Here is a 20,853-nt window from a genome sequence, read left to right on the forward strand (position 1 = left end):
CGGTCATGCTACCTAATATATGCCCGTTTATTGCATCGCGAAATTTGAGAAGACATAACTCATTAAATGAAAGGGATGCAAATGAATAAGTTTATCGCTGCTGAAGCTGCGGAATGTATAGGCTGTCATGCTTGTGAAATTGCCTGTGCGGTGGCACACAATCAAGAAAACTGGCCGCTGAGTCACAGTGACTTTCGACCGCGTATCCACGTTGTAGGGAAAGGCCAGGCTGCGAATCCGGTGGCCTGCCATCACTGCAACAATGCCCCTTGCGTTACGGCTTGTCCGGTTAATGCTCTGACTTTCCAGCCCGATAGCGTACAACTGGACGAGCAAAAATGTATTGGTTGTAAAAGATGCGCAATCGCTTGCCCCTTTGGCGTCGTTGAGATGGTCGATACGATTGCGCAGAAATGCGACCTTTGTAACCAGCGCAGTTCCGGCACGCAAGCCTGTATTGACGTATGCCCAACACAGGCGTTACGGCTGATGGACGATAAAGGGTTGCAGCAGATAAAGGTGGCCCGCCAGCGCAAAACGGCAGCAGGAAAAGCGTCATCAGACGCTCAGCCATCTCGCAGTGCAGCGTTGCTCCCCGTTAACTCGCGTAAAGGCGCAGATAAAATTTCAGCGAGTGAACGGAAAACCCACTTTGGCGAAATCTATTGCGGGTTGGATCCACAACAAGCGACTTATGAGAGTGACCGCTGTGTTTATTGTGCCGAAAAAGCTAACTGCAACTGGCATTGCCCGCTGCATAACGCTATTCCTGATTACATCCGTCTGGTACAGGAAGGAAAGATTATTGAAGCGGCAGAACTTTGCCACCAGACCAGTTCCTTACCAGAAATCTGCGGCAGAGTTTGCCCACAGGACCGTCTTTGTGAAGGCGCATGTACTTTGAAAGATCACTCTGGCGCAGTCACTATCGGTAATCTGGAACGCTACATCACCGATACCGCGCTGGCGATGGGCTGGCGTCCCGATGTCAGCAAAGTTGTTCCCCGTAGCGAAAAAGTGGCGGTGATTGGCGCAGGGCCTGCAGGGTTAGGGTGTGCTGATATTCTGGCGCGCGCAGGAGTTCAGGTTGATGTCTTTGATCGCCATCCAGAAATTGGCGGTATGCTGACTTTTGGCATACCTCCTTTCAAACTCGATAAAACGGTATTAAGCCAGCGGCGAGAGATATTCACCGCAATGGGAATCGACTTTCATCTTAACTGTGAAATTGGCCGCGATATTACCTTTAGCGATTTAACTTCTGAATATGATGCAGTTTTCATCGGCGTGGGGACTTACGGGATGATGCGAGCAGATCTGCCGCATGAAGATGCGCCCGGTGTCATTCAGGCTCTACCGTTTCTGACTGCCCATACCCGCCAGCTCATGGGGTTGCCGGAGTCTGAAGAGTATCCGCTGACGGATGTGGAAGGTAAGCGAGTCGTGGTATTGGGCGGTGGCGATACGACCATGGATTGTTTGCGGACTTCCATCCGCCTCAATGCCGCCAGCGTGACCTGCGCGTATCGTCGTGATGAAGTCAGTATGCCGGGCTCGCGCAAAGAGGTGGTCAATGCGCGCGAGGAAGGTGTCGAGTTTCAGTTCAATGTTCAGCCGCAATATATCGCTTGTGACGAAGATGGGCGTTTAACTGCGGTGGGCCTGATTCGTACAGCCATGGGTGAGCCGGGGCCGGATGGTCGCCGTCGTCCTCGTCCGGTAGCGGGTTCAGAATTTGAATTGCCCGCCGATGTTCTCATTATGGCCTTTGGTTTCCAGGCGCATGCCATGCCGTGGTTGCAGGGCAGTGGAATTAAACTCGATAAATGGGGCCTGATTCAAACCGGCGACGTCGGGTATTTACCTACCCAGACGCATCTGAAAAAAGTCTTTGCTGGTGGTGATGCAGTTCATGGCGCGGATCTGGTTGTCACTGCAATGGCCGCAGGAAGGCAGGCGGCGCGCGATATGTTAACTCTGTTTGATACGAAGGCATCGTGATGAAATCGTTAATTATCGTTAATCCGGCTGACTGTATTGGCTGCCGTACTTGTGAAGTGGCCTGTGTGGTCGCTCACCCTTCAGAACAGGAGTTGAATGCCGATGTCTTTTTACCCCGGCTGAAGGTACAGCGACTGGACAGCATCAGTGCGCCGGTGATGTGCCATCAGTGTGAAAACGCCCCTTGTGTTGGCGCTTGCCCCGTGGGGGCGCTGACGATGGGCGAGCAGGTGGTGCAGACCAATTCTGCCCGTTGTATTGGCTGTCAGAGTTGCGTCAGTGCGTGCCCGTTTGGAATGATCACCATTCAGTCGTTGCCGGGGGATACCCGGCAACAAATCGTGAAATGCGATCTCTGTGAACAGCGGGAAGAGGGGCCAGCCTGCGTTGAATCTTGCCCAACACAGGCGCTGCAGTTGCTTACTGAAAGAGAACTCAGGCGAGTCCGCCAGCAGCGTATTGTTGCCAGCGGTGAGAATCCTCTGTGAAAGAAATCTCCGCGCTGAAAGGCGCGGAGAATCTATTAGATTGCCCAACCACCCGCGTAAAATGCGACCAGTGCGGCAGTAATGATCACCGTACCAATATTCAGCTTTTGCCATTCGCGTGCAAAGACGCGGCCTACGACCAGTGTCACAAAGCCCAGCATAATACCGGTAACGATATTACAAGTCAGAACGATGAACACGGCACACACCAGGCCAGCCATTGCGTCAATAAAATCATTGAAATCCAGCTTCGAGACGTTACTTAACATCAGCAAACCTACGTACATCAGAGCGGGTGCAGTGGCGTAACCAGGGATCAAAAATGACAACGGTGATAAGAACAAAATCAGCAGGAATAACGCCCCCACTACGGTTGCGGTCAATCCTGTTTTACCCCCGGCGGCGGTTCCTGCCGCTGATTCGATATAAACCGCTGCGGGCGCTGCGCCCACCAGGCCGGAGAATATTGAACTTACTGAGTCACTGGTCAGGGCTTTGCCGCCGTTGATGATCTGGTTGTCTTTATCCAACAAATTCGCCTGACCGGCGACGGCACGGATGGTACCAGTGGCGTCGAACACTGCGGTCATCACCAATGCTAGTACACTCGGAAGTACAGTTGGCTGGAGTGCGCCCATAATATCGAGGCTGAAAATCAGAGACTTACCATCTTCGCCAGTCAGGCTTGGCATCGCCACCAGACCGTGGTATTTCACCGCTGGATCAAAGATTAAGCCGATGATCGAAATTGCAATAATCACCAACAAGATCCCGCCTGGTACGCGGCACTTTTCCAGACCGAAGATGACCGCCAGCCCCAGCAAGCTCATCATCACCGGGAAGGAGGTAAACGCACCGAGCGCCACTGGCAAGCCTTCAATCGGGTTTTTGATAACCATTCCCACACCGTTAGCAGCAATCAGCAGCAGAAACAGGCCGATACCGATACCTGTACCGTGAGCTATCCCCATCGGTAAATTACGTAAGATCCAGGTACGCACACCGGTTACGGAAATGGCGGTGAAGATGACGCCCATCAGAAAGACCGCGCCCAGTGCGACAGGAACGCTAATTTGTTGCCCGAGAACCAGACTGAATGCGGTAAACGCCGTCAAGGAAATCGCGCAACCAATCGCCATTGGCAAATTGGCCCATAATCCCATCAGCAACGAGCCGAAGCCCGCGACCAGACAGGTGGCAACAAACACAGCTGCGGGAGGAAAACCTGCTTTGCCCAGCATTCCCGGAACGACGATAACGGAATAAACCATGGCCAGAAAGGTCGTTAAGCCAGCCAGTACTTCCTGACGAACGGTACTGCCACGAGCGGTAATTTTAAAATAATTATCCAGCGCGCCCTGTGGCTTTGGTGCGTCCGGTGTTTGTAGGATGTCTCCAGACATAATGATGTCCTCACGAGGATGTTAAAGTTTTATTATTAGTTGCGTTCGTACACCAGACGACCATCAACGTAGGTGCGGTAGATCGAACGGTCATCGCCCAACGTCATCATCACGAACAATTTGTCGACTAAAGAAACAGAGTTGTCATAGCGCAGCTGTTGTAGCGGAGTGGCGGTGGGTTCCATCACCACGAAATCAGCCTCTTTGCCAGGTAAAAAGTTGCCAATCAAATCGTCAAGGCCCAGAGATTTCGCTCCGCCGAGCGTGGCCAGGTAAAATGCTTCATATGCTGAGAGGCGATAGCCTTGTAGTTGCAACACTTTGTAGGCTTCGTTTAGCGTTTGCAGCATGTTGAAAGTTGTTCCGGCACCGATATCCGTTCCCATGCCCACTTTGACTTTCTTCTGCCATGCTTTTTTCAAGTTGAATAAGCCGCTGCCGAGGTAAAGGTTGGAGGTCGGACAGAAAGCAATGCTGGATTTGGTTTCGCTGAGACGATCCCACTCTTTTTCTTCGAGATGGACGCAGTGAGCAAAGACACAGTTTTTACCTGTCAGGCCATACTGGTGATAAACATCCAGATAACCATCATGTTCAGGATAAAGTTCTTTCACCCAGGCAATTTCATCTTTGTTTTCACAGAGATGGGTATGTACCCACGTATCCGGATATTCTTCTTTCAGGCGTTTCGCCATCGCCATCTGTTCAGGAGATGAGGTAGGGGCGAAGCGTGGCGTAATCGCATACAACAGACGACCATTTTTGTGCCAGCGCTCGATCAGTTCTTTGCTTTGGTGATAGCTGCTTTCGGCAGTGTCGAGCAGATAATCCGGTGCGTTACGGTCCATCATCACCTTACCGGCAATCATACGCATATTGATATGACTGGCGGCTTCAAACAGCGCATCAACGGATTGCGGATGAACAGTGCCAAACACCAGCGCCGTGGTGGTTCCGTTACGTAAAAGCTGCTTGATGAAGAACGCCGACATTTCGCGGGCGTACTCTAAATCCTCATAACGACGTTCAGTAGGGAAGGTGTGTTTATTCAACCACTCCAGCAATTGCTCACCATAGGCCCCCACCATTTCACTTTGCGGATAATGGATATGTGTATCGACAAAGCCCGGTACTATCAGTTTGCCGCGATAGTCGCGCACGCGAATGGTGTCAGGAATTTGATGTTTTCCGTTTTCCCATTCGCCAAACCATTCCACTTTTCCCTGTTTAATGAGTAATAAACCATCCTCAATAAACCGCAGCGCAGAGGCAATCTCTTCCGGGTTATCGACCGTACGGGTGACATCAATAAAACTGCCTCGTACCGCTTTTAACGTGTGTTCTCCTGACATCATTGACTCCTTTACTGTTAATCCATCTCTTCCGCTGAGGTAATACCAGGCAGAACGTTTTCCTGTCGGTAGCCACCAGGGAGGATAATATTTAATAAAATCGCAGTTAACCCGCCAGCACAAATAGGGTTTTCAACTAGTACATAAATAGAGGCTGGCAATATTTTAAAAATTTCGGGATCGTAGGAGACGCCAAGCCCTAAACCTAAAGAAGTGGCGACAATAAGTGTTTCTCGGCGCTTTAAACCGTTGGTGATGATGATGCGAATCCCAGCGATAGCAATCATGGAAAACATCAACGTCATTGCGCCTCCCAGAACTGCCGAGGGTATGGTTGTGAAGAAGCCGCCAATCATCGGAAACAAGCCGAGGATAACCAGCATTACCGCGATGGTTCGCCCGACATAACGTGAAGCGACGCCAGTCATCTGAATAACCCCATTATTTTGCGCAAACGTGGTTAAGGGTAATGAACCGACAGCGGAGGCGATAACAGAAACCAGACCATCTGCCAGCACGCCGCCTTTCAGTCGGGACTGATACTCTTCCCCCTGAATAGGGCGGCGAGAAACCATTGCCGTGGCGGTGATATCGCCGACAGCTTCCAGCACGCTAAGCAAATAAATCGTGCCAACCACCAGGAACTGATGGAAGCTGAAACTAAAGCCGTATTTGAACGGATGCGGGATGGTGATTAACGGCAAATTGCGCATACTGCTGAAATCCACCATACCCAGGCATAACGACACGATATAACCGACGCAAAGGCCAATGGCGATCCCTCCCATGCGTAGCAACGGACTGCGACAGCAGTTAAAGCCGATCACCACAATCAAAACCAATAAACCAACGCCGAGATGTTCGTAATTGCCGAACGTACCGCTGCTTTTGGCCGCAAATCCTCCACCAAAATCAATAATGCCGACTTTAATCAGGCTTAAGCCGATCATCAGCACCACAATGCCGCTGACGGTAGGCGTAATAACCCGACGTAAATAGGGCAGGATAAAAGAAGAGCCGACAACCAGAAATGCGCCAACGAAGGAGACGCCGAGGAGCGACGACATGATTAACTCTTCGTGAAAACCGTCGCTTTTCATGCTGCTGCCCAGCGCAATCATGACCGTAACAAATGAAAAATTGACTGACTGAATTGAGAGAAGACCAGAACCGACGATGCCGTAGCGGTTTACTTGTAACCAGGTACCAATACCAGAGGCGATCATCGCCATAGAAACCAGATAAGCGGTTGTTTCAGCGGAAAGCTGTAAGGCCGCACCCACGATTAACGCGGGGGTTACCATCGGAACGAAAATTGCCAACAGATGGGTAATGGCACCAACGAGAGCCTGATGAAAGGGAGGGCGATCCTCCAGTTCAAATATAAGGTCAGAACCTGCATGGTTTATATCAGACATCCCTTCACTCCTTTTAAAGTAAATTTGATCATCTGAATCAGTAAAATAAATTCCCACGAATTTGGGGCGCAGGACGCCTTGAGAACGGCTTATCTCATTTTCGCAGTCACTATTTGGTCGTCGTTCAAACAGAGAAACAGGCCGCCGAAGCGGCCATTTGTTATTTATATTTTTTCCAGCGCGGTGAGTATTTTCTCCGGTGTGAAATGCCATTCGCGTAACCAGATGCCGCATGCATCGTGAATTGCGGTAGCAATCGCCGGAGCTGCGCCATTTACACCGATTTCCGAGATCGATTTCGCCCCGAACGGGCCGACTTTATCGTCGCTCGGCACCAGCACAGCGCGGAAATCACGCGGAATGTCACCAATTTTCGGTGCGCCGTAACTGCGTAAATCACGCGTTAACGGGTGACCTTCGGCGTCATAAATGATTTCTTCGCTCATACTGTGGCCGATTGCACGAAGGGTGGCACCGTAGATTTGTCCCAACGCTAACTCTGGATTGACCGGTGTACCGCAATCCAGCAAGGCGTAGAATTTATCCAGGCGGATTTCACCCGTACGCGTGTTGACGGCGACTTCAGCAAAGTTTGCGCCATACGGGAAGGCGAAATCAGGCGTGATATAACTGCCAGTTCCCACCAGTGAACCAAAGCCTGTGCCGGTTTCGCCTTTATGGGCAATATCCCCGAAACTAACTTCACCTTTCTTGCCGCGTACGACGCCCGGCGTTGCTAGTTGGACATCTGCCACTGGCTCACCCAACATTTGCGCACCGTGGAACAGAATTTTCTCCCGCAGATTTTCTGCTGCCAAGCGCGCCGCGTTACCCGAGAAGCAAGTACCGGACGAGGCATATGCGCCTTTATCAAACAACGCATGATCGGTATCACCGGAGATAACATGCACGTCCTGCGGTGGGCAGTGCAGCACTTCTGCTGCCAGTTTCGTCACCACGGTATCCAGACCAGTACCAATATCCGCACCGCCAGAATGAACGATAAAGGTACCGTCTGATTCCAGTTTGATCATGCAGTTAGCCTGATCGATATCCGGGATCCCTGATTTCTGCATGATAATGGCGACGCCACGACCGATGTGCCAGTCACCGTTTTGTGGTTTTGGTGAAGACCATTGGATCATCTCGCGACCCTGACGCAGGATCTCTTCCAGTGCGCAGCTGGCGGCGGAAGGAACGGAGGTCGGCGCTTTACCTTCACCGATTGCACCGAGAATTTTCAGCTCTTGCCCTTCGTGTACCCGGTTACGTTCGATAATTTCCAGTTGGTCGATCTGTAACTGTTCAGCCAGTTCCGCTAATGCCATGGTGATAGCGAAGTTACCTTTCGGTGCGCCATAACCCTGATAAGCACCATTTGGGCAAATGTTGCTGTAGTAGGTGGTGACCTGGAAATCGACGTTATCGCACGGATATAACGGCAGCGACAGCGCCGGTCCGTTACACGGTACGGTGAGTGAGTGGTTGCCGTAAGGGCCAGTGTTGGCGCGGAAATCCATCTTCACTGCCGTCAGGCGACCATCTTTTTTCGCTCCCAGTTTGACGGTGACTTTCGCGACGTGACGAGAGGTGTTAGCAATAAACTCTTCTTCACGGGTGTAGCGGAACAGTACCGGACGCCCGGTCACGCAGGTTGCCCAGGCGCACACTTCTTCCAGCAGGATGTCCTGTTTAGACCCAAAACCGCCGCCAACTCGCTCTTTAATGACATGAACTTTATGTTGTTTCATGCCCACGAGGCGCGCGACCTGGCGGCGTAAGTGCCATGGTACCTGGGTGGAGGCGTGGATAACCAGACGATCGCCGTCCATACGGGTAAAGCAGATATGAGTTTCAGTCGGGCACTGCTGCGCCTGCGTTGAGTTATAGGTTCGCTCAATGATCACATCGGCATCGGCAAAGCCTTTGTCCATATCGCCAATATGACCATGAATACTGGCGGCGATATTTTTACGGGGGCGAGAACCGATCGGGAAGTTGATGATCATATGCTCGCCGCGCTGGGCTGCATGGCTGTTATCGTCTTCCAGAGTATCTGGCGCACCAGCAACATACACCACCGGTTCATCGTGCACGACAGGCGCATCTTCCGCCATTGCTTCGTCGATCGACATTACAGGTTTAAGCACTTCATATTCAACGTCGATGAGCTTCAGTGCTTCGAGCGCAATTTCTTCACTTTCTGCGACGACCGCAGCAACGCGATCGCCGACGTGACGCATTTTCTTGCCGAACATACGGCGGTCAAGCGGTGACGGTTCCGGTGCGCTCTGACCGCCCGGGGTATAGTAGATATCCGGGCAATTCAGGTGAGTAATAACGTGAACGACGCCTGGTAAGGCTTCAGCTTTGCTGACATCCAGATGAGTAATCAGTGCGTGAGCGTGTGGGCTACGTAACATTTTAATGACGCAGGCATCAGCCGTTACGCGGTCTTCAACATAGCAGGGTTTCGCCTGCACCATTTTCGCGGCATCAGTTTTAGGATAATGCTTACCAATGACTTCAAGGTCATCGCGGAAAGTCGGAGCGATATCAATGGTGGCCTGCGGATTATTTTTACGTGCAACCGCCAGTTCAATGACCTGATAGTATTGTTGCCAGCCTGCATCGCGGCTGAACAAACCAGAAAGCGCGTCGTCGATCTCTTCGCGGGTCGGTGCGGCAATGCGATCGAGAAGATCGGTGATAATCAGAGCCGCAGCTGGATCGTTATAACCAGACTGCACCACGCCAACATCAACCATTGCCTGTTGAACCAGACTTAACTCGTTCCATTTGCCCAGAGACTCTGTGGTACGAATATCTGCCTTCTCTAACTGTGCGGCGATAAGCAAGGACGCGTTAACGATATTACCGTTAAAGATAATTGCGTCAGAACCGGCAAACCCGAATCCATCATCGCTGTTGCGTACAGAGTGCATTCCCATGTTAAACAACAGCTTTTGCACGTTTTCGCCTGGATTAACGGTTAGCTCCTGAGGCGCGCCATTTAAAGTAAAGTGGATGATCATACGGCTTCCTCCCCAGCCTGTTGGCAGTCGGCATAAAGGTCGGCTACCAGAACTCCCGTGATATAGCTTTTATAGGCCACGCTGCCCCGCAAATCTTCCTGCGGGAAAATGGCGTTGGCGACAGCCTGTTCAAGTGCATTGCCTTCCAGATTTTGTTTTTCAACATCGTGCAGACGCAGGGCTTTACTGGCGACGCCATCCAGCGCAATTCGCATACCGTCGTGGTCTGTCATTGCAACGGCTGCCGTCACGACGGTTAAACCTGCCTGAGAACGGCTAATTTTGCGGGTCGCACAGGTGCGATACGGATCTTTAATGATAATTTCGGTTAGCAGGCGATCGCATGGGCAGGCCAGGTAGTCCTCGATTGACAGCGTTTCGCCGTTGCCAAAAACCAGTTCAGCATCCAGTGCCAGCAGGACGGGAAGCAGCACAGACTCTTCCTGCCGGGCGGCGATTTCACCACCAATGGTCGACTGATTACGAACATGGCGTGAGTAAACAAAACCGAGGGCTTCACGCAGTGCTGCAGGAATAAATCGCGCATCACGCAGTGGCTGCAAGCGAGACATTGCGCCAATCCGCAGTGCACCGTTATCCCAGTCAACCCAGTCCAGCTCCAGATCCTGTAAGGAAATGGCAATCTTTTTATCGGTACGGGTTGGTGTAGCGTTGAGTTTGCTGCCCCCGGCGAACCAGACGGCTTCATCCTGGTAACGGCGCTTCAGTTCCAGCGCCTGTTCGACAGAGTCGGGCCTGAAAAATTGTTCAATCATCTTCTTTCCTTATTTAACCCTCTTCCCAGCGGGAAGAGGGTATTTGTCATTTATGCCAACGCATCCATCCGACGCCACATACTGGCAGCGGCTTTTCTGGCTTGCGCATAAATGGAATCGCAATCGAAGTTAAACTGACGGTCTTCATAGACCATCACGCCATTGACCATCACGCTATGAACGCTGCCTGAGCCCATACCGAAAGCGATATGCCCGGCGATATTGTCTGCCAGCAGCGGTGTCGGCGAGTTGTAATCGCAAATGGTTAAATCGGCTTTGTAACCGGCTTCCAGAAGGCCAAATTTCGCGCCAAAGTTGCGGCTCATCAGTTCGTTGCCGTTAGCCAGTGCTTTGGCAAAACTGTCAGGCCACAGCGGGCCACCCGCATCGCGATGTTTAAAGAAGGCAAATTTCATCTCTTCAAACATGTCCGAACCAATGCCGTCCGTTCCCAACGCCAGATTGCGGATGTCGCTAAGGTGATGGTTGTAGCCGACATGGTTGTTCATGTTTGAACGGGCGTTATGCACCAGGAACGCATCGCGCTGATTGAGTAGGGCGATGTCATCTTTCGACAAGTACAGCCCATGAGCGACCAGCGTTTTGCTGTCGATGAGATCGAATTGCGCCAGTCGTGCCAGCAGGTCTTTGCCGTACCAGTGGTGACTGTAGGAAACGTCGTAAAGGTCTTCCGCAGCGTGAATATGCAAACCACGACCTGTGGTTTTCACGGCTTCACGCAGCATCTCCAGACCGGCATCCGGCACGGTAAACGGCGCGTGAGCGCCGATATGTGCTTCCACCAGATACGGCTCGGTTGCTGCTTTCTTCGCCTCATCAATCTGACGGGCGAAGCGGATGTTTTCTTCTACACCTTCCTGCAACTCTTTGATGCCGTTGTTACGGTCAGTAGTTTCAAAACAGGTCATCGCGCGCAGGCCAACTTTTAAAAATGCGTTGCGCAATGTGGAGAGCGACCCGTCGATGTACGCCGGAGAGGCATGGTGATCGATAACCGATGTACATCCGCTCTTAATCGCTTCCAGGGAACAAATCAGTCCGCTGTAATAGAGCGACTCTTCATCAAGGGCGCGATCGAGCCGCCACCAGAGATTTTTCAGCGTTGAGATGAAATCCGGGCAGGGGGCGATGTTTGCCATAATTCCGCGGGAAAGTCCCGAGTAAAAATGGTTGTGCGAGCAGACAATTCCTGGCATCACAATCCGACCATGCATCTCTTTGTAGCTGGCATCGGGGTAGCGTTGCGTCAGGGCATCGCCGATAGCGACAATCACATCATTTTCGATGGCGATATCAACGCCTTCCTGCACTTTCGCTGGGTGTAACTGCACTGCGGTGACATTCTTCAGAATCAACATGATTACACCTCCACACGGCCCAGCAGATAATGATGATGCTGGTGGACATGGCTAATGATGCGGCACATATCGTTCAGCTCCGGTGGTACGTTGTTGAACTGACCTTCGCTGTTGATGCTTAACACCCAGCTTTGGTTATTCAGACGTACTCGTACCCGGCAATCTTCCACAAGGAAGCCTGGGTTGCTGCTGTTATCAAAGTCTTGCGACAGGCTGAAGACGGTGATTTTGTCTTTGTACGGTTTACCGTTCCACGGGCAGAACTGAGCGCAGTTGCCGCATTCGTTACAGTAAGCGTCGAGGTGCAGCGTCTGGAAACGGTTCTGGAAGCCAGGGACCGCAATGGATACGTTGGCGCGGTTCGGGCAGACATCCACACACTTGCTGCAAACGTAGTTACATTCAAGGCAGCGTGCGGCTTCCTGGGCGACAAACGCGTCACGATCGTCGCTATCCACCAGGGTGATAGAGATATCGCCTTTGCGTTGATAGATTTCCGCCGGATTAACGTTGTTCCAGTATTTATCGTTCTGGTGGGAACGGATATTTTCCCGACTAAGGATGGCATCGGTCGCCCGACGCGCGGTTCCGACAGCAGCGACAATGGAGGATGGTCCGCGCTGTACGTCGCCGATCATAAAGACGTCAGTCAGACGAGTTTCGCCATTATGGTCGACGTCTGGCCAGCCGTTTTTGTCCAGCGGCACGCCCATCGCATTCAGGGCTTCAGTATCCTGCTGTTCACCAATGGCGGTGATCAGGCTGTCTACATGCAGTGTTACTGTTTCGTTGGTTTCAACCGGACGGCGACGACCTTTCTCATCAGGTTCGCCAAGCGACATAACGCGCAAGGTTAAGGTGCCATCAGCATCGAAACGTTCCGGATTATTCAGGAAACGGAACTCCACGCCGTCGTGCAACGCTTCTTCATACTCTTCGCGCCATGCTGGCATCTCTTGCAGTGAACGACGGTAAACGACCGTTGCTTTTTCTACGCCTGGAACGCGTAACGCCGCACGAGCGCAGTCCATTGCCGTGTTACCCGCCCCGACAACGACCACATGTTTGCCCAGCTTGAGCGCTGTGCCCTTGTTGTATTCACGCAGGAAGGGGAGTGATTTCCAGACATTTTGGTTGTCGCCCGCCAGTTTCACACCGCTATTTTTATCAGTGCCGGTGGCAATCAGAACATAGTGGAAGCCCTGCTTTTTTAACTGTTCAACGGTCAGATCGGGTGAGCAGCCATACTCAAATTTCACGCCGTGAGCGGCAACAAAATCGATATCGTGCTGAATTAACTCTGCAGGAATACGGAACTGAGGAATGATATTTTTCACCACGCCTCCCGCATTGGCTTCGCGTTCAAACAGCGTAACCGGATGGCCCGCTCTGGCAAGGAAGTAACCTGCTGCCAGACCCGCCGGACCTGCACCAATCACGGCAACCGGATGGCGTGAACCAGAACCGGCTGGTTTGTGCCAGCGTTGCTTATATTCATCCCAACCTTTTTCCAGCGCGACTTTTTTCAGTTCGCGGATATTCAGCGCACTGTCGTAATCCAGGCGGGTACAGTTGTATTGGCACTGGTGATCGCAAATATGACCGGTAATGGCGGGCAGGGCGTTGCGTTGGTAGATGAGTTCCAGCGCGTCGGCATAGCGGTGTTCGCCAAGCAAACGGATGTATTCCGGAATATCTTGCTTGATAGCGCAGGCAGTAACACAGGGGGCAACGTAGCAGTCGGTTAGCGGCAGGTCTTCTGCCACTTCAATACGCTCTTCTGGCTTCCAGTGTTTCTGAGTGTATTCCATGGTTAACGCGTCTGCTGCCAGTTTGTTCAGGCGTTCGACGTCAACATGGTCAAGCCCCCAGGCGTCGGAGCCTTCCAGCTCGCGCATGCAGGCACTTAAGCGCAGATAGCCGCCAGGTTTCAGCAGGTCGGTTGCCATAGTAATAGGGCGAATACCAGTATCAAAAATATCGCGGATAGTCAGCTGACTGGCACCACCGGAATAAGAAATGGGCAGTTTGCCGTCAAAGGCGCGAGAGAGAACTGCTGCAACATTGATGGAGAGCGGGAACAGCGCACGGCCTGACATATACATCTCTTCACCAGGCAGTGCGCCTTTATTGTTGATGGTGCCGAGAGTGTTAGTCAGTTTTACGCCAAAGCCGAGTGATTTTTCTTTTGCCAGTGCCATCAGGCGTTCCAGCATTTCCAGCGCTTGCGTCAGCTTGAGGTCGTGATCAAATGACTCTTCTTTTAAGCCTATGTAACCGAAACCGCAGACATCGAGGATCTCACGAACACGCGCGTACCCCAGTAAGGTTGGGTTGAGTTTCACAAAGGTGTTGAGCCCTTTTTCTTCCAGCATGTAGCGGCAAATGGCTTCGATTTCATGCGGAGGACAGCCGTGCATGGTGGAGAGGGTGACGCCCTGCACCATGCTGGTGGGGATGCGAGCGGGTAAGGCTTGCAAGCTTTCGCGTTTTTCCTGCAATCCGTGGCGGGCTAAAAATGCGTCATCCTGGAGTAATTTATTCAGCGTATCGCGATATTGAGCGAATTTCGGATGGTTAGATGCGTCCATCATATTGTCGATGAACTGTTGCATCGGCGGTTGCTTAATACCTTCGAGGTTGTAACCGACGCTCATATTAAAGATGAACGATTTACCGGAATCAGAAGGCTGGAACATCGCTTCGAGAAGGTGCAGGGCAAACCAGGCTTTGAGGTATTCATCCCAGGCTTTAAGCAGGGTAAATTCGGTGGACCATTCGGTGTTAAAGCACTCGTCTTCGGCATCAATACAGGGCTTTTCCAGCTCCAGGCGGTCAAGAATTTGGACGGTTTTTAGTTCGATGAAGCGTCCGCCAGTCAGCCAGGAAGTGACAATATTTTGCGCGAGCTGCGTGTGCGGGCCAGCGGCAGGGCCGACGGGAGTGGCACAGGTTTCACCGAAGACGCTAACAGTTTTACCTTTTACGGGTGAGTAAAACTGTTGCTCGGGAATACCAAAGATTGAGCGTTGTTGTTGGTATTCATCAAATATGCGCGTCAAAAGTTCCTCAAACGGAATGGGACGCATAATATCCCCCATAACCCTCTCCTTAGCTTATACAGATATCATTGAGTGACCGGTGTTGAGAAATCCGGTGGTTTAGGGGGATAGAGCAACAATCGCACCACTCTTGCCAGGTTTGGCGGGAAATATAAAAAAATGTGAGGCGGCTCGAAACTTAAGGGCTTTTTGTGAATGAACTCACAGGTGCCAAATGAGAATTAAAATCACTCCTGAAAATTATTATTGCCAGCCCATTTATCACTTTTTCTCTTTTCTCAAAATCAGTGATTCCTTATCATTATGATAAAGAGTGCCGGAAGGATTAAATATTTGAACGCAATCGTTTAACTACGTTTTCTAAATTTCAGTATACCTTTTCTTCGCTGTAATAAAGTCGTCAGGAGTATCAATATCTAAAATTATTTCTGCATTTTCTATTTCGACGGAATAATGATCTCCCATAAGGAGTGCCTGACGCATATTGGTGATATTGGGACGCTGGATTGCCTGCATCAGGCATGGCTTTGACACTAAAATCGGATGGCCGGGAATGCCATTATGGAGTGGCAGTATTGCGCCATCATTTCGTAACGACCAGATTTTCCTAAAAATATCGATGGTGAGGGTAGGCATGTCACCGTGGGTGAGAAAACAATATTCTGTTTTTACCGCGGGTACTGCGGCCTTTACTGATGTGAGTAAACCCTGCGCATAATCTGGGTTGTGAATAATAGTGATATTGCTCTGGTTCGCATAACGTTCGTGCAGTTCATTACCACGATAGCCGGTGACTAAAATAATTCGGCTACAAAACTGCAACGCATTTTTGATACTTGTATCAAGAATTGTTCCCTGTTGCCAGGGTAACATCATTTTCCATTGCCCCATTCTTGATGATAATCCGGCAGCGGTAATTATACAGTCGATGGCTGACATAGTGGTTCCATTATTTATAGGGGCTAATAACGCCTGATAATTGCGTTACTTCCTGATGGATTAAGTTGGGGATAATTTATCCCAGAGAGGTCATAAAGACTCGTGAAAAGTATAGTTGACCCATCGGCATTATTCATTGATTTAGGTGCGCAGAAACGTCCCACTGTGATTTCTGTTGTTGGTGCTGGGGGGAAAACCAGCTTGCTTTTTTGGCTGGCAGAACTGCTCCAGGCTAGCGGCAGGCGTGTGTTAATCACGACGACGACACATATGTTTATGCCAACGTCTCACTGGCCCGTGGTTTTCTGTCGTGATCCCGCCATGCTTCCTCATGCGTCTTTTATATCCCCCATTTCATTTTGTTTTCACAGCTGGAAAGCGAACCAGGGAAAAGTGCAGGGATTTACGCCAGAAGCGATTGATGCACTGGTACAACGATCAGAGTGTGACGTAATTCTCATTGAGGCAGATGGCTCGCGTGGAATGCCGTTAAAAGCGCCTGATGAGCACGAACCTTGCATACCTAAAAGCAGTTGCTGCGTGATTGCTGTGATGGGAGGACATATTTTGGGCGCGAAAGTGAGCACAGAAAATGTCCATCGCTGGTCGCAGTTTGCTGATATTACCGGGTTAACACCTGATGCAACCTTGCAACTGAGCGATCTCGTTGCGCTGGTTCGCCACCCTCAGGGCGCATTTAAAAACGTACCGCAAGGTTGTCGGCGAGTCTGGTTCATTAACCGTTTTTCTCAATGTGAGAATGCGATTGCGCAAAGCGAGCTCCTTCAACCGCTGCAACAACACGACGTAGAGGCAATCTGGCTGGGCGATATACAAGAACATCCTGCAATCGCGCGCAGATTTGTGAATTAGCGGCCCGGGTATTCCGGGTTACTGAAAGGATATCCATTGAGGTTGGTATGAATATTTTCACAGAGGCTGCAAAACTCGAAGAGCAAAATTGTCCGTTTGCGATGGCGCAAATTGTAGATAGCCGAGGCTCTACTCCCCGCCATTCTGCACAAATGTTAGTGCGCGCCGATGGTTCTATCGTCGGTACAATTGGTGGTGGAATGGTTGAGCGGAAGGTGATTGAAGAGTCGCTTCAGGCATTGCAGGAACGTAAGCCGCGATTATTCCATGGACGTATGGCTCGTAACGGTGTGGATGCTGTCGGGTCAGATTGTGGAGGTGCAATGTCCGTGTTTATCAGCGTCCATGGTATGCGTCCTCGTCTGGTGTTGATTGGCGCGGGGCATGTCAACCGGGCGATAGCCCAGAGTGCGGCGCTATTAGGATTTGATATTGCCGTTGCCGATATTTATCGCGAAAGCCTTAATCCTGAATTATTCCCACCATCAACCACGCTTCTCCATGCTGAGTCGTTTGGTGCGGCAGTGGAAGCACTGGATATTCGCCCTGATAATTTTGTCCTGATTGCCACGAATAATCAGGATCGTGAAGCCCTCGACAAACTCATTGAACAGCCCATTGCATGGCTGGGGTTGCTGGCAAGTCGTCGCAAGGTTCAGCTTTTCCTGCGTCAATTGCGTGAGAAAGGCGTGGCTGAAGAACATATTGCCCGTTTACATGCGCCCGTTGGTTACAACATAGGTGCGGAAACGCCGCAGGAGATCGCCATCAGCGTGCTGGCAGAAATATTACAGGTGAAAAATAACGCGCCGGGTGGGCTGATGATGAAACCTTCTCATCCTTCCGGACACCAGCTGGTGGTGATTCGCGGTGCGGGGGATATCGCCAGTGGTGTGGCGCTACGTCTGTATCATGCGGGTTTTAAAGTGATCATGCTGGAAGTGGAAAAACCGACAGTGATTCGTTGTACCGTGGCGTTTGCCCAGGCCGTGTTCGATGGCGAAATGACGGTCGAAGGCGTCACTGCCCGCCTGGCAACTAGCTCTGCGGAAGCGATGAAACTTACCGAACGCGGATTCATCCCTGTGATGGTAGATCCCGCCTGTTCATTGCTTGATGAACTGAAACCGCTTTGCGTGGTGGACGCTATTCTGGCGAAACAGAATTTGGGAACGCGGGCAGATATGGCACCAGTAACAATCGCGCTTGGGCCGGGCTTTACTGCTGGGAAGGATTGTCATGCGGTAATTGAAACAAATCGCGGGCACTGGCTCGGTCAGGTGATTTACTCTGGTTGTGCGCAGGAGAATACCGGTGTTCCCGGCAATATTATGGGGCATACCACTCGACGGGTGATCCGTGCTCCTGCTGCAGGCATTATGCGATCCAACGTGAAATTAGGCGATCTGGTGAAAGAGGGTGATGTGATTGCCTGGATTGGTGAGCATGAAATTAAAGCACCGTTGACGGGGATGGTGCGTGGCTTGTTGAACGACGGACTGGCGGTGGTCGGTGGTTTTAAAATTGGTGATATCGATCCACGTGGTGAAACGGCTGATTTCACCAGCGTTTCTGATAAAGCCCGGGCAATTGGCGGCGGCGTACTTGAGGCGTTAATGATGTTGATGCATCAGGGCGTAAAAGCGACAAAAGAAGTGCTGGAAGTGGCTTAAATGAAAATGGCCGGATGGTATTACCCACCCGGCCTTTAAATTACTGACAAATCACCGTTCCGGTTTTGCCTTCAATCCCTTCTTTCGCTTTGCTCAATACGGTAATCAGTGCTTCACGACCTGCGCGAGAGCGAGCAAACGAGGCGGCTGCTTCCACTTTAGGCAGCATAGAACCTTTCGCAAAATGACCTTCTTCGATAAAGCGTTCAGCATCACTTAATGACAGGCGATCGAGCCACTGTTCATTCTCTTTACCGAAGTTAATGGCCACTTTTTCTACCGCAGTCAGAATGATCAGCATATCGGCATCAATCATTTCTGCTAAACGGGCGCTGGCCCAGTCTTTATCAATAACCGCGCTGGCACCACGCAGATGGTTACCTTCACGAATAACAGGAATACCACCACCGCCAACGGTGATCACTACCTGGCCTGCATCTACCAGCGCTTTTACCGTCTCTTTTTCAATGATATCAACCGGTTTTGGTGAGGCAACAACACGGCGATAGCCGCGACCAGCATCTTCTTTCAGAGTGTAACCCTGTTTTGTCAGTTGCTCTGCTTCCTGCTCGGTAAAGAACGAACCGATCGGCTTGGTCGGGTTGAGGAATGCCGGATCGTTAGCATCGACTTCGACCTGGGTAACCAGCGTTGCTACAGGTTTATTAATGCCACGAGAAAGCAGTTCTTCTCTTAAGGCGTTTTGTAGATCGTAACCAATATAGCCCTGGCTTAAGGCAACACAGACAGACATCGGCAGCATTGGCGAGTGCGCTTCAGTTTTTGCGGCAGCTTCAAAGGCCTGGTTAATCATGCCCACCTGTGGCCCGTTACCGTGAGTGACGATGACCTCATGTCCCTGGGCAATTAAATCAACAATTGCCTGAGAAGTAATTTTTACCGCTTTCATTTGTCCGGCCAGGTCGTCGCCCAGCGCATTCCCGCCCAGGGCGAGAACAATTTTCTTACTCATTTTTCCTCACTCATCATTCTTGATTATGTATAGATCCCTGGCAGTGGTTAGAGCACGGGAGGGACAAACGGTTTGCGTCGCAGGAAACGACCTCGCCCGGCTTTGCCTGTAAAGCTGCCGTCACAGAAAATCGTTTCACCACGGGATAATGTTCTGACAATCGCGCCCTGACAGGTAAACCCCTCCCAGGGCGAGTAGTCGGCGTTGTCGTGGAGATGGCGATGCTGAATTTGTTGGCTCTGACGTGGGTCGATAATCACCACGTCACCATCGGAACCGGGCGCTAATATCCCTTTTTGCGGCCACAGGCCAAACAGCCTGGCGGGCATTGCGCTGGTTAGTTCAACAAAACGTTCCGGTGTTATACGTCCCGTCATTACACCACTGGAAAACAGTAACTGCATGCGGTTTTCCACACCGGGTAAGCCATTTGGGCAGCGACTGAAATCGCCTTTAGAAATTTGCAGGCGTTGAGCCATCGAGAAGGTGCAGTGATCGGTCGCCACCACGTCAATCGCACCATCGCTGATGCCACACCACAGTTTGTCCTGCTCGCGTACGTTACGCAGCGGTGGGCTAAGAATGAACTTCATGCCATCTTCTGTATCGTAACTGCGTTCGTCCAACAGGAGATATTGTGGGCAGGTTTCAACCCAGACTGGCTGGTGATTCGCACGGGCAAGACGCAGATAATCCAGACCTAAGCCGTTAGACAGGTGGACGATATAGAGCGGGGCGTTACCGGCAATTTGTGCCAGGTTAATCATGCGGGCGATGGCTTCCGCTTCGCATTCCAGAGGGCGACTCAAGGCGTGATAGCGCGGCGCGGTTAACCCTGCGGCGATAAATTCCGCCCGCTTGCTGGCGATAGCCGCATCATTTTCCGGGTGCACGGTGGTCAGCGCGCCGGACTCATGCAAGCGGCGTAACGCCTGCAAAACCTCGTCATCGTTGAGTTTGTATTGATAGGTTAAATAGAGTTTAAAACTGCTCAGTCCTTCTTCGACCATCATCGGAATTTCGTCGAGGATGGCGTGATTAATGTGCTGGATCACACCGTGAAAGCTGTAGTCGATGACCGCCTTATGGGCGGCATAGCCACGATAAACTTCCAGTTGATGGCGTAATCGGCAGCCATTCGGGCCAAATCCCATATGGTCAATAATGGTTGTTGTACCGCCACACGCAGCTGCGCGGGTACCGGTAAAAAAATCATCACAACTGCGCGCGATGCCGACATCAATATTGAAATGCGTATGGACATCCACGCCGCCAGGGAAAACGTAACAGCCAGTGGCATCAATTTCTTCATACGGGAGCTGCGGCGAAATATTGCTGCCCAATTGGCGAACAATCCCGCTCTCAATCAGCAAATCTTGTTTGGCTTGTCCATCTGCGTTAACGACAGTGCCGTTTTTGATCAATACGCGCATAGCAAACTCCAAAAACCCTCCGGCGAACCGGAGGGGAATAAGTGAAGA

At 51.3% G+C, this 20,853-nt stretch carries 14 protein-coding genes; 4 read left to right on the forward strand and 10 right to left on the reverse strand.

Annotated elements, in window-relative coordinates; all coding sequences use genetic code 11:
• Positions 1 to 81: 81 nt before the first annotated feature.
• Together ygfT and ACK8NJ_RS04490 are read left to right on the forward strand one after the other, a co-directional pair.
• Positions 82 to 2,001, forward strand: a complete 1,920-nt coding sequence (ygfT, locus tag ACK8NJ_RS04485; RefSeq protein WP_001564003.1) for a formate-dependent uric acid utilization protein YgfT — start codon at positions 82 to 84, stop codon at positions 1,999 to 2,001.
• On the forward strand, positions 2,001 to 2,489 hold the full coding sequence (locus tag ACK8NJ_RS04490; protein ID WP_000838428.1) for a 4Fe-4S dicluster domain-containing protein: 489 nt from the start codon (positions 2,001 to 2,003) through the stop codon (positions 2,487 to 2,489). Before ygfT ends, ACK8NJ_RS04490 begins: the two co-directional genes overlap by 1 nt.
• 35 nt (positions 2,490 to 2,524) lie before the next feature.
• Here ACK8NJ_RS04490 and ghxQ read toward each other — a convergent pair whose 3' ends face one another.
• The 8 genes from ghxQ to mocA all read right to left on the reverse strand — a co-directional run bounded on the left by ghxQ (position 2,525) and on the right by mocA (position 15,853).
• Entirely contained in the window at positions 2,525 to 3,892 is a 1,368-nt protein-coding gene (ghxQ, locus tag ACK8NJ_RS04495) for a guanine/hypoxanthine transporter GhxQ (protein WP_000012163.1), read from the reverse strand.
• A 35-nt stretch (positions 3,893 to 3,927) separates the two neighbouring features.
• A complete protein-coding gene (gene guaD, locus ACK8NJ_RS04500; protein WP_063085790.1) occupies positions 3,928 to 5,244 on the reverse strand; it encodes a guanine deaminase in 1,317 nt (438 codons plus the stop codon).
• A 17-nt stretch (positions 5,245 to 5,261) separates the two neighbouring features.
• A complete protein-coding gene (xanQ, locus tag ACK8NJ_RS04505; protein ID WP_001280198.1) occupies positions 5,262 to 6,662 on the reverse strand; it encodes a xanthine/proton symporter XanQ in 1,401 nt (466 codons plus the stop codon).
• Positions 6,663 to 6,826: 164 nt separating this feature from the next.
• Positions 6,827 to 9,697, reverse strand: a complete 2,871-nt coding sequence (locus ACK8NJ_RS04510; protein WP_000583660.1) for a molybdopterin-dependent oxidoreductase Mo/Fe-S-binding subunit — start codon at positions 9,695 to 9,697, stop codon at positions 6,827 to 6,829.
• Positions 9,694 to 10,473: a molybdopterin-dependent oxidoreductase FAD-binding subunit gene (ygfM, locus tag ACK8NJ_RS04515; protein WP_411962159.1), complete on the reverse strand. Its 780-nt coding sequence runs from the start codon at positions 10,471 to 10,473 to the stop codon at positions 9,694 to 9,696. The genes ACK8NJ_RS04510 and ygfM overlap by 4 nt, the downstream gene beginning before the upstream one ends.
• A 50-nt stretch (positions 10,474 to 10,523) precedes the next feature.
• Positions 10,524 to 11,852: a putative aminohydrolase SsnA gene (gene ssnA, locus ACK8NJ_RS04520; protein WP_001578929.1), complete on the reverse strand. Its 1,329-nt coding sequence runs from the start codon at positions 11,850 to 11,852 to the stop codon at positions 10,524 to 10,526.
• Positions 11,853 to 11,854: 2 nt separating this feature from the next.
• Complete coding sequence (gene ygfK, locus ACK8NJ_RS04525) at positions 11,855 to 14,953, reverse strand: putative selenate reductase subunit YgfK (protein WP_411962160.1); 3,099 nt, start codon at positions 14,951 to 14,953, stop codon at positions 11,855 to 11,857.
• Between the two features lie 321 nt (positions 14,954 to 15,274).
• Positions 15,275 to 15,853 (reverse strand): molybdenum cofactor cytidylyltransferase, encoded by a 579-nt coding sequence (gene mocA / locus ACK8NJ_RS04530; protein WP_001272841.1) that lies wholly within the window; start codon positions 15,851 to 15,853, stop codon positions 15,275 to 15,277.
• Positions 15,854 to 15,955: 102 nt separating this feature from the next.
• Between mocA and yqeC the strand changes: the two genes are divergently transcribed.
• Both yqeC and yqeB read left to right on the forward strand, forming a co-directional pair.
• Complete coding sequence (gene yqeC, locus ACK8NJ_RS04535) at positions 15,956 to 16,726, forward strand: selenium cofactor biosynthesis protein YqeC (protein WP_236936770.1); 771 nt, start codon at positions 15,956 to 15,958, stop codon at positions 16,724 to 16,726.
• A gap of 47 nt (positions 16,727 to 16,773) precedes the next feature.
• Entirely contained in the window at positions 16,774 to 18,399 is a 1,626-nt protein-coding gene (gene yqeB, locus ACK8NJ_RS04540; RefSeq protein ID WP_001020405.1) for a selenium-dependent molybdenum cofactor biosynthesis protein YqeB, read from the forward strand.
• 40 nt (positions 18,400 to 18,439) lie between these two features.
• Here yqeB and arcC read toward each other — a convergent pair whose 3' ends face one another.
• Both arcC and hyuA read right to left on the reverse strand, forming a co-directional pair.
• Positions 18,440 to 19,372 (reverse strand): carbamate kinase, encoded by a 933-nt coding sequence (arcC, locus tag ACK8NJ_RS04545; protein WP_000037992.1) that lies wholly within the window; start codon positions 19,370 to 19,372, stop codon positions 18,440 to 18,442.
• A 47-nt stretch (positions 19,373 to 19,419) separates the two neighbouring features.
• Positions 19,420 to 20,805, reverse strand: coding sequence for a D-phenylhydantoinase (gene hyuA, locus ACK8NJ_RS04550; protein WP_160521265.1), 1,386 nt, complete (start codon positions 20,803 to 20,805; stop codon positions 19,420 to 19,422).
• Between the last annotated feature and the right edge of the window lie 48 nt (positions 20,806 to 20,853).

Origin of the sequence: Escherichia sp. F1, assembly GCF_046764225.1 — a bacterium.
Classification (GTDB): domain Bacteria; phylum Pseudomonadota; class Gammaproteobacteria; order Enterobacterales; family Enterobacteriaceae; genus Escherichia; species Escherichia coli.

Coding starts and splice junctions, on each gene's coding strand:
- ygfT (WP_001564003.1), top strand. CDS start 82: ATGAATAAGTTTATCGCTGCTGAAGCTGCGGAATGTATAGGCTGTCAT.
- ACK8NJ_RS04490 (WP_000838428.1), top strand. CDS start 2,001: ATGAAATCGTTAATTATCGTTAATCCGGCTGACTGTATTGGCTGCCGT.
- ghxQ (WP_000012163.1), bottom strand. CDS start 3,892: ATGTCTGGAGACATCCTACAAACACCGGACGCACCAAAGCCACAGGGC.
- guaD (WP_063085790.1), bottom strand. CDS start 5,244: ATGTCAGGAGAACACACGTTAAAAGCGGTACGAGGCAGTTTTATTGAT.
- xanQ (WP_001280198.1), bottom strand. CDS start 6,662: ATGTCTGATATAAACCATGCAGGTTCTGACCTTATATTTGAACTGGAG.
- ACK8NJ_RS04510 (WP_000583660.1), bottom strand. CDS start 9,697: ATGATCATCCACTTTACTTTAAATGGCGCGCCTCAGGAGCTAACCGTT.
- ygfM (WP_411962159.1), bottom strand. CDS start 10,473: ATGATTGAACAATTTTTCAGGCCCGACTCTGTCGAACAGGCGCTGGAA.
- ssnA (WP_001578929.1), bottom strand. CDS start 11,852: ATGTTGATTCTGAAGAATGTCACCGCAGTGCAGTTACACCCAGCGAAA.
- ygfK (WP_411962160.1), bottom strand. CDS start 14,953: ATGGGGGATATTATGCGTCCCATTCCGTTTGAGGAACTTTTGACGCGC.
- mocA (WP_001272841.1), bottom strand. CDS start 15,853: ATGTCAGCCATCGACTGTATAATTACCGCTGCCGGATTATCATCAAGA.
- yqeB (WP_001020405.1), top strand. CDS start 16,774: ATGAATATTTTCACAGAGGCTGCAAAACTCGAAGAGCAAAATTGTCCG.
- arcC (WP_000037992.1), bottom strand. CDS start 19,372: ATGAGTAAGAAAATTGTTCTCGCCCTGGGCGGGAATGCGCTGGGCGAC.
- hyuA (WP_160521265.1), bottom strand. CDS start 20,805: ATGCGCGTATTGATCAAAAACGGCACTGTCGTTAACGCAGATGGACAA.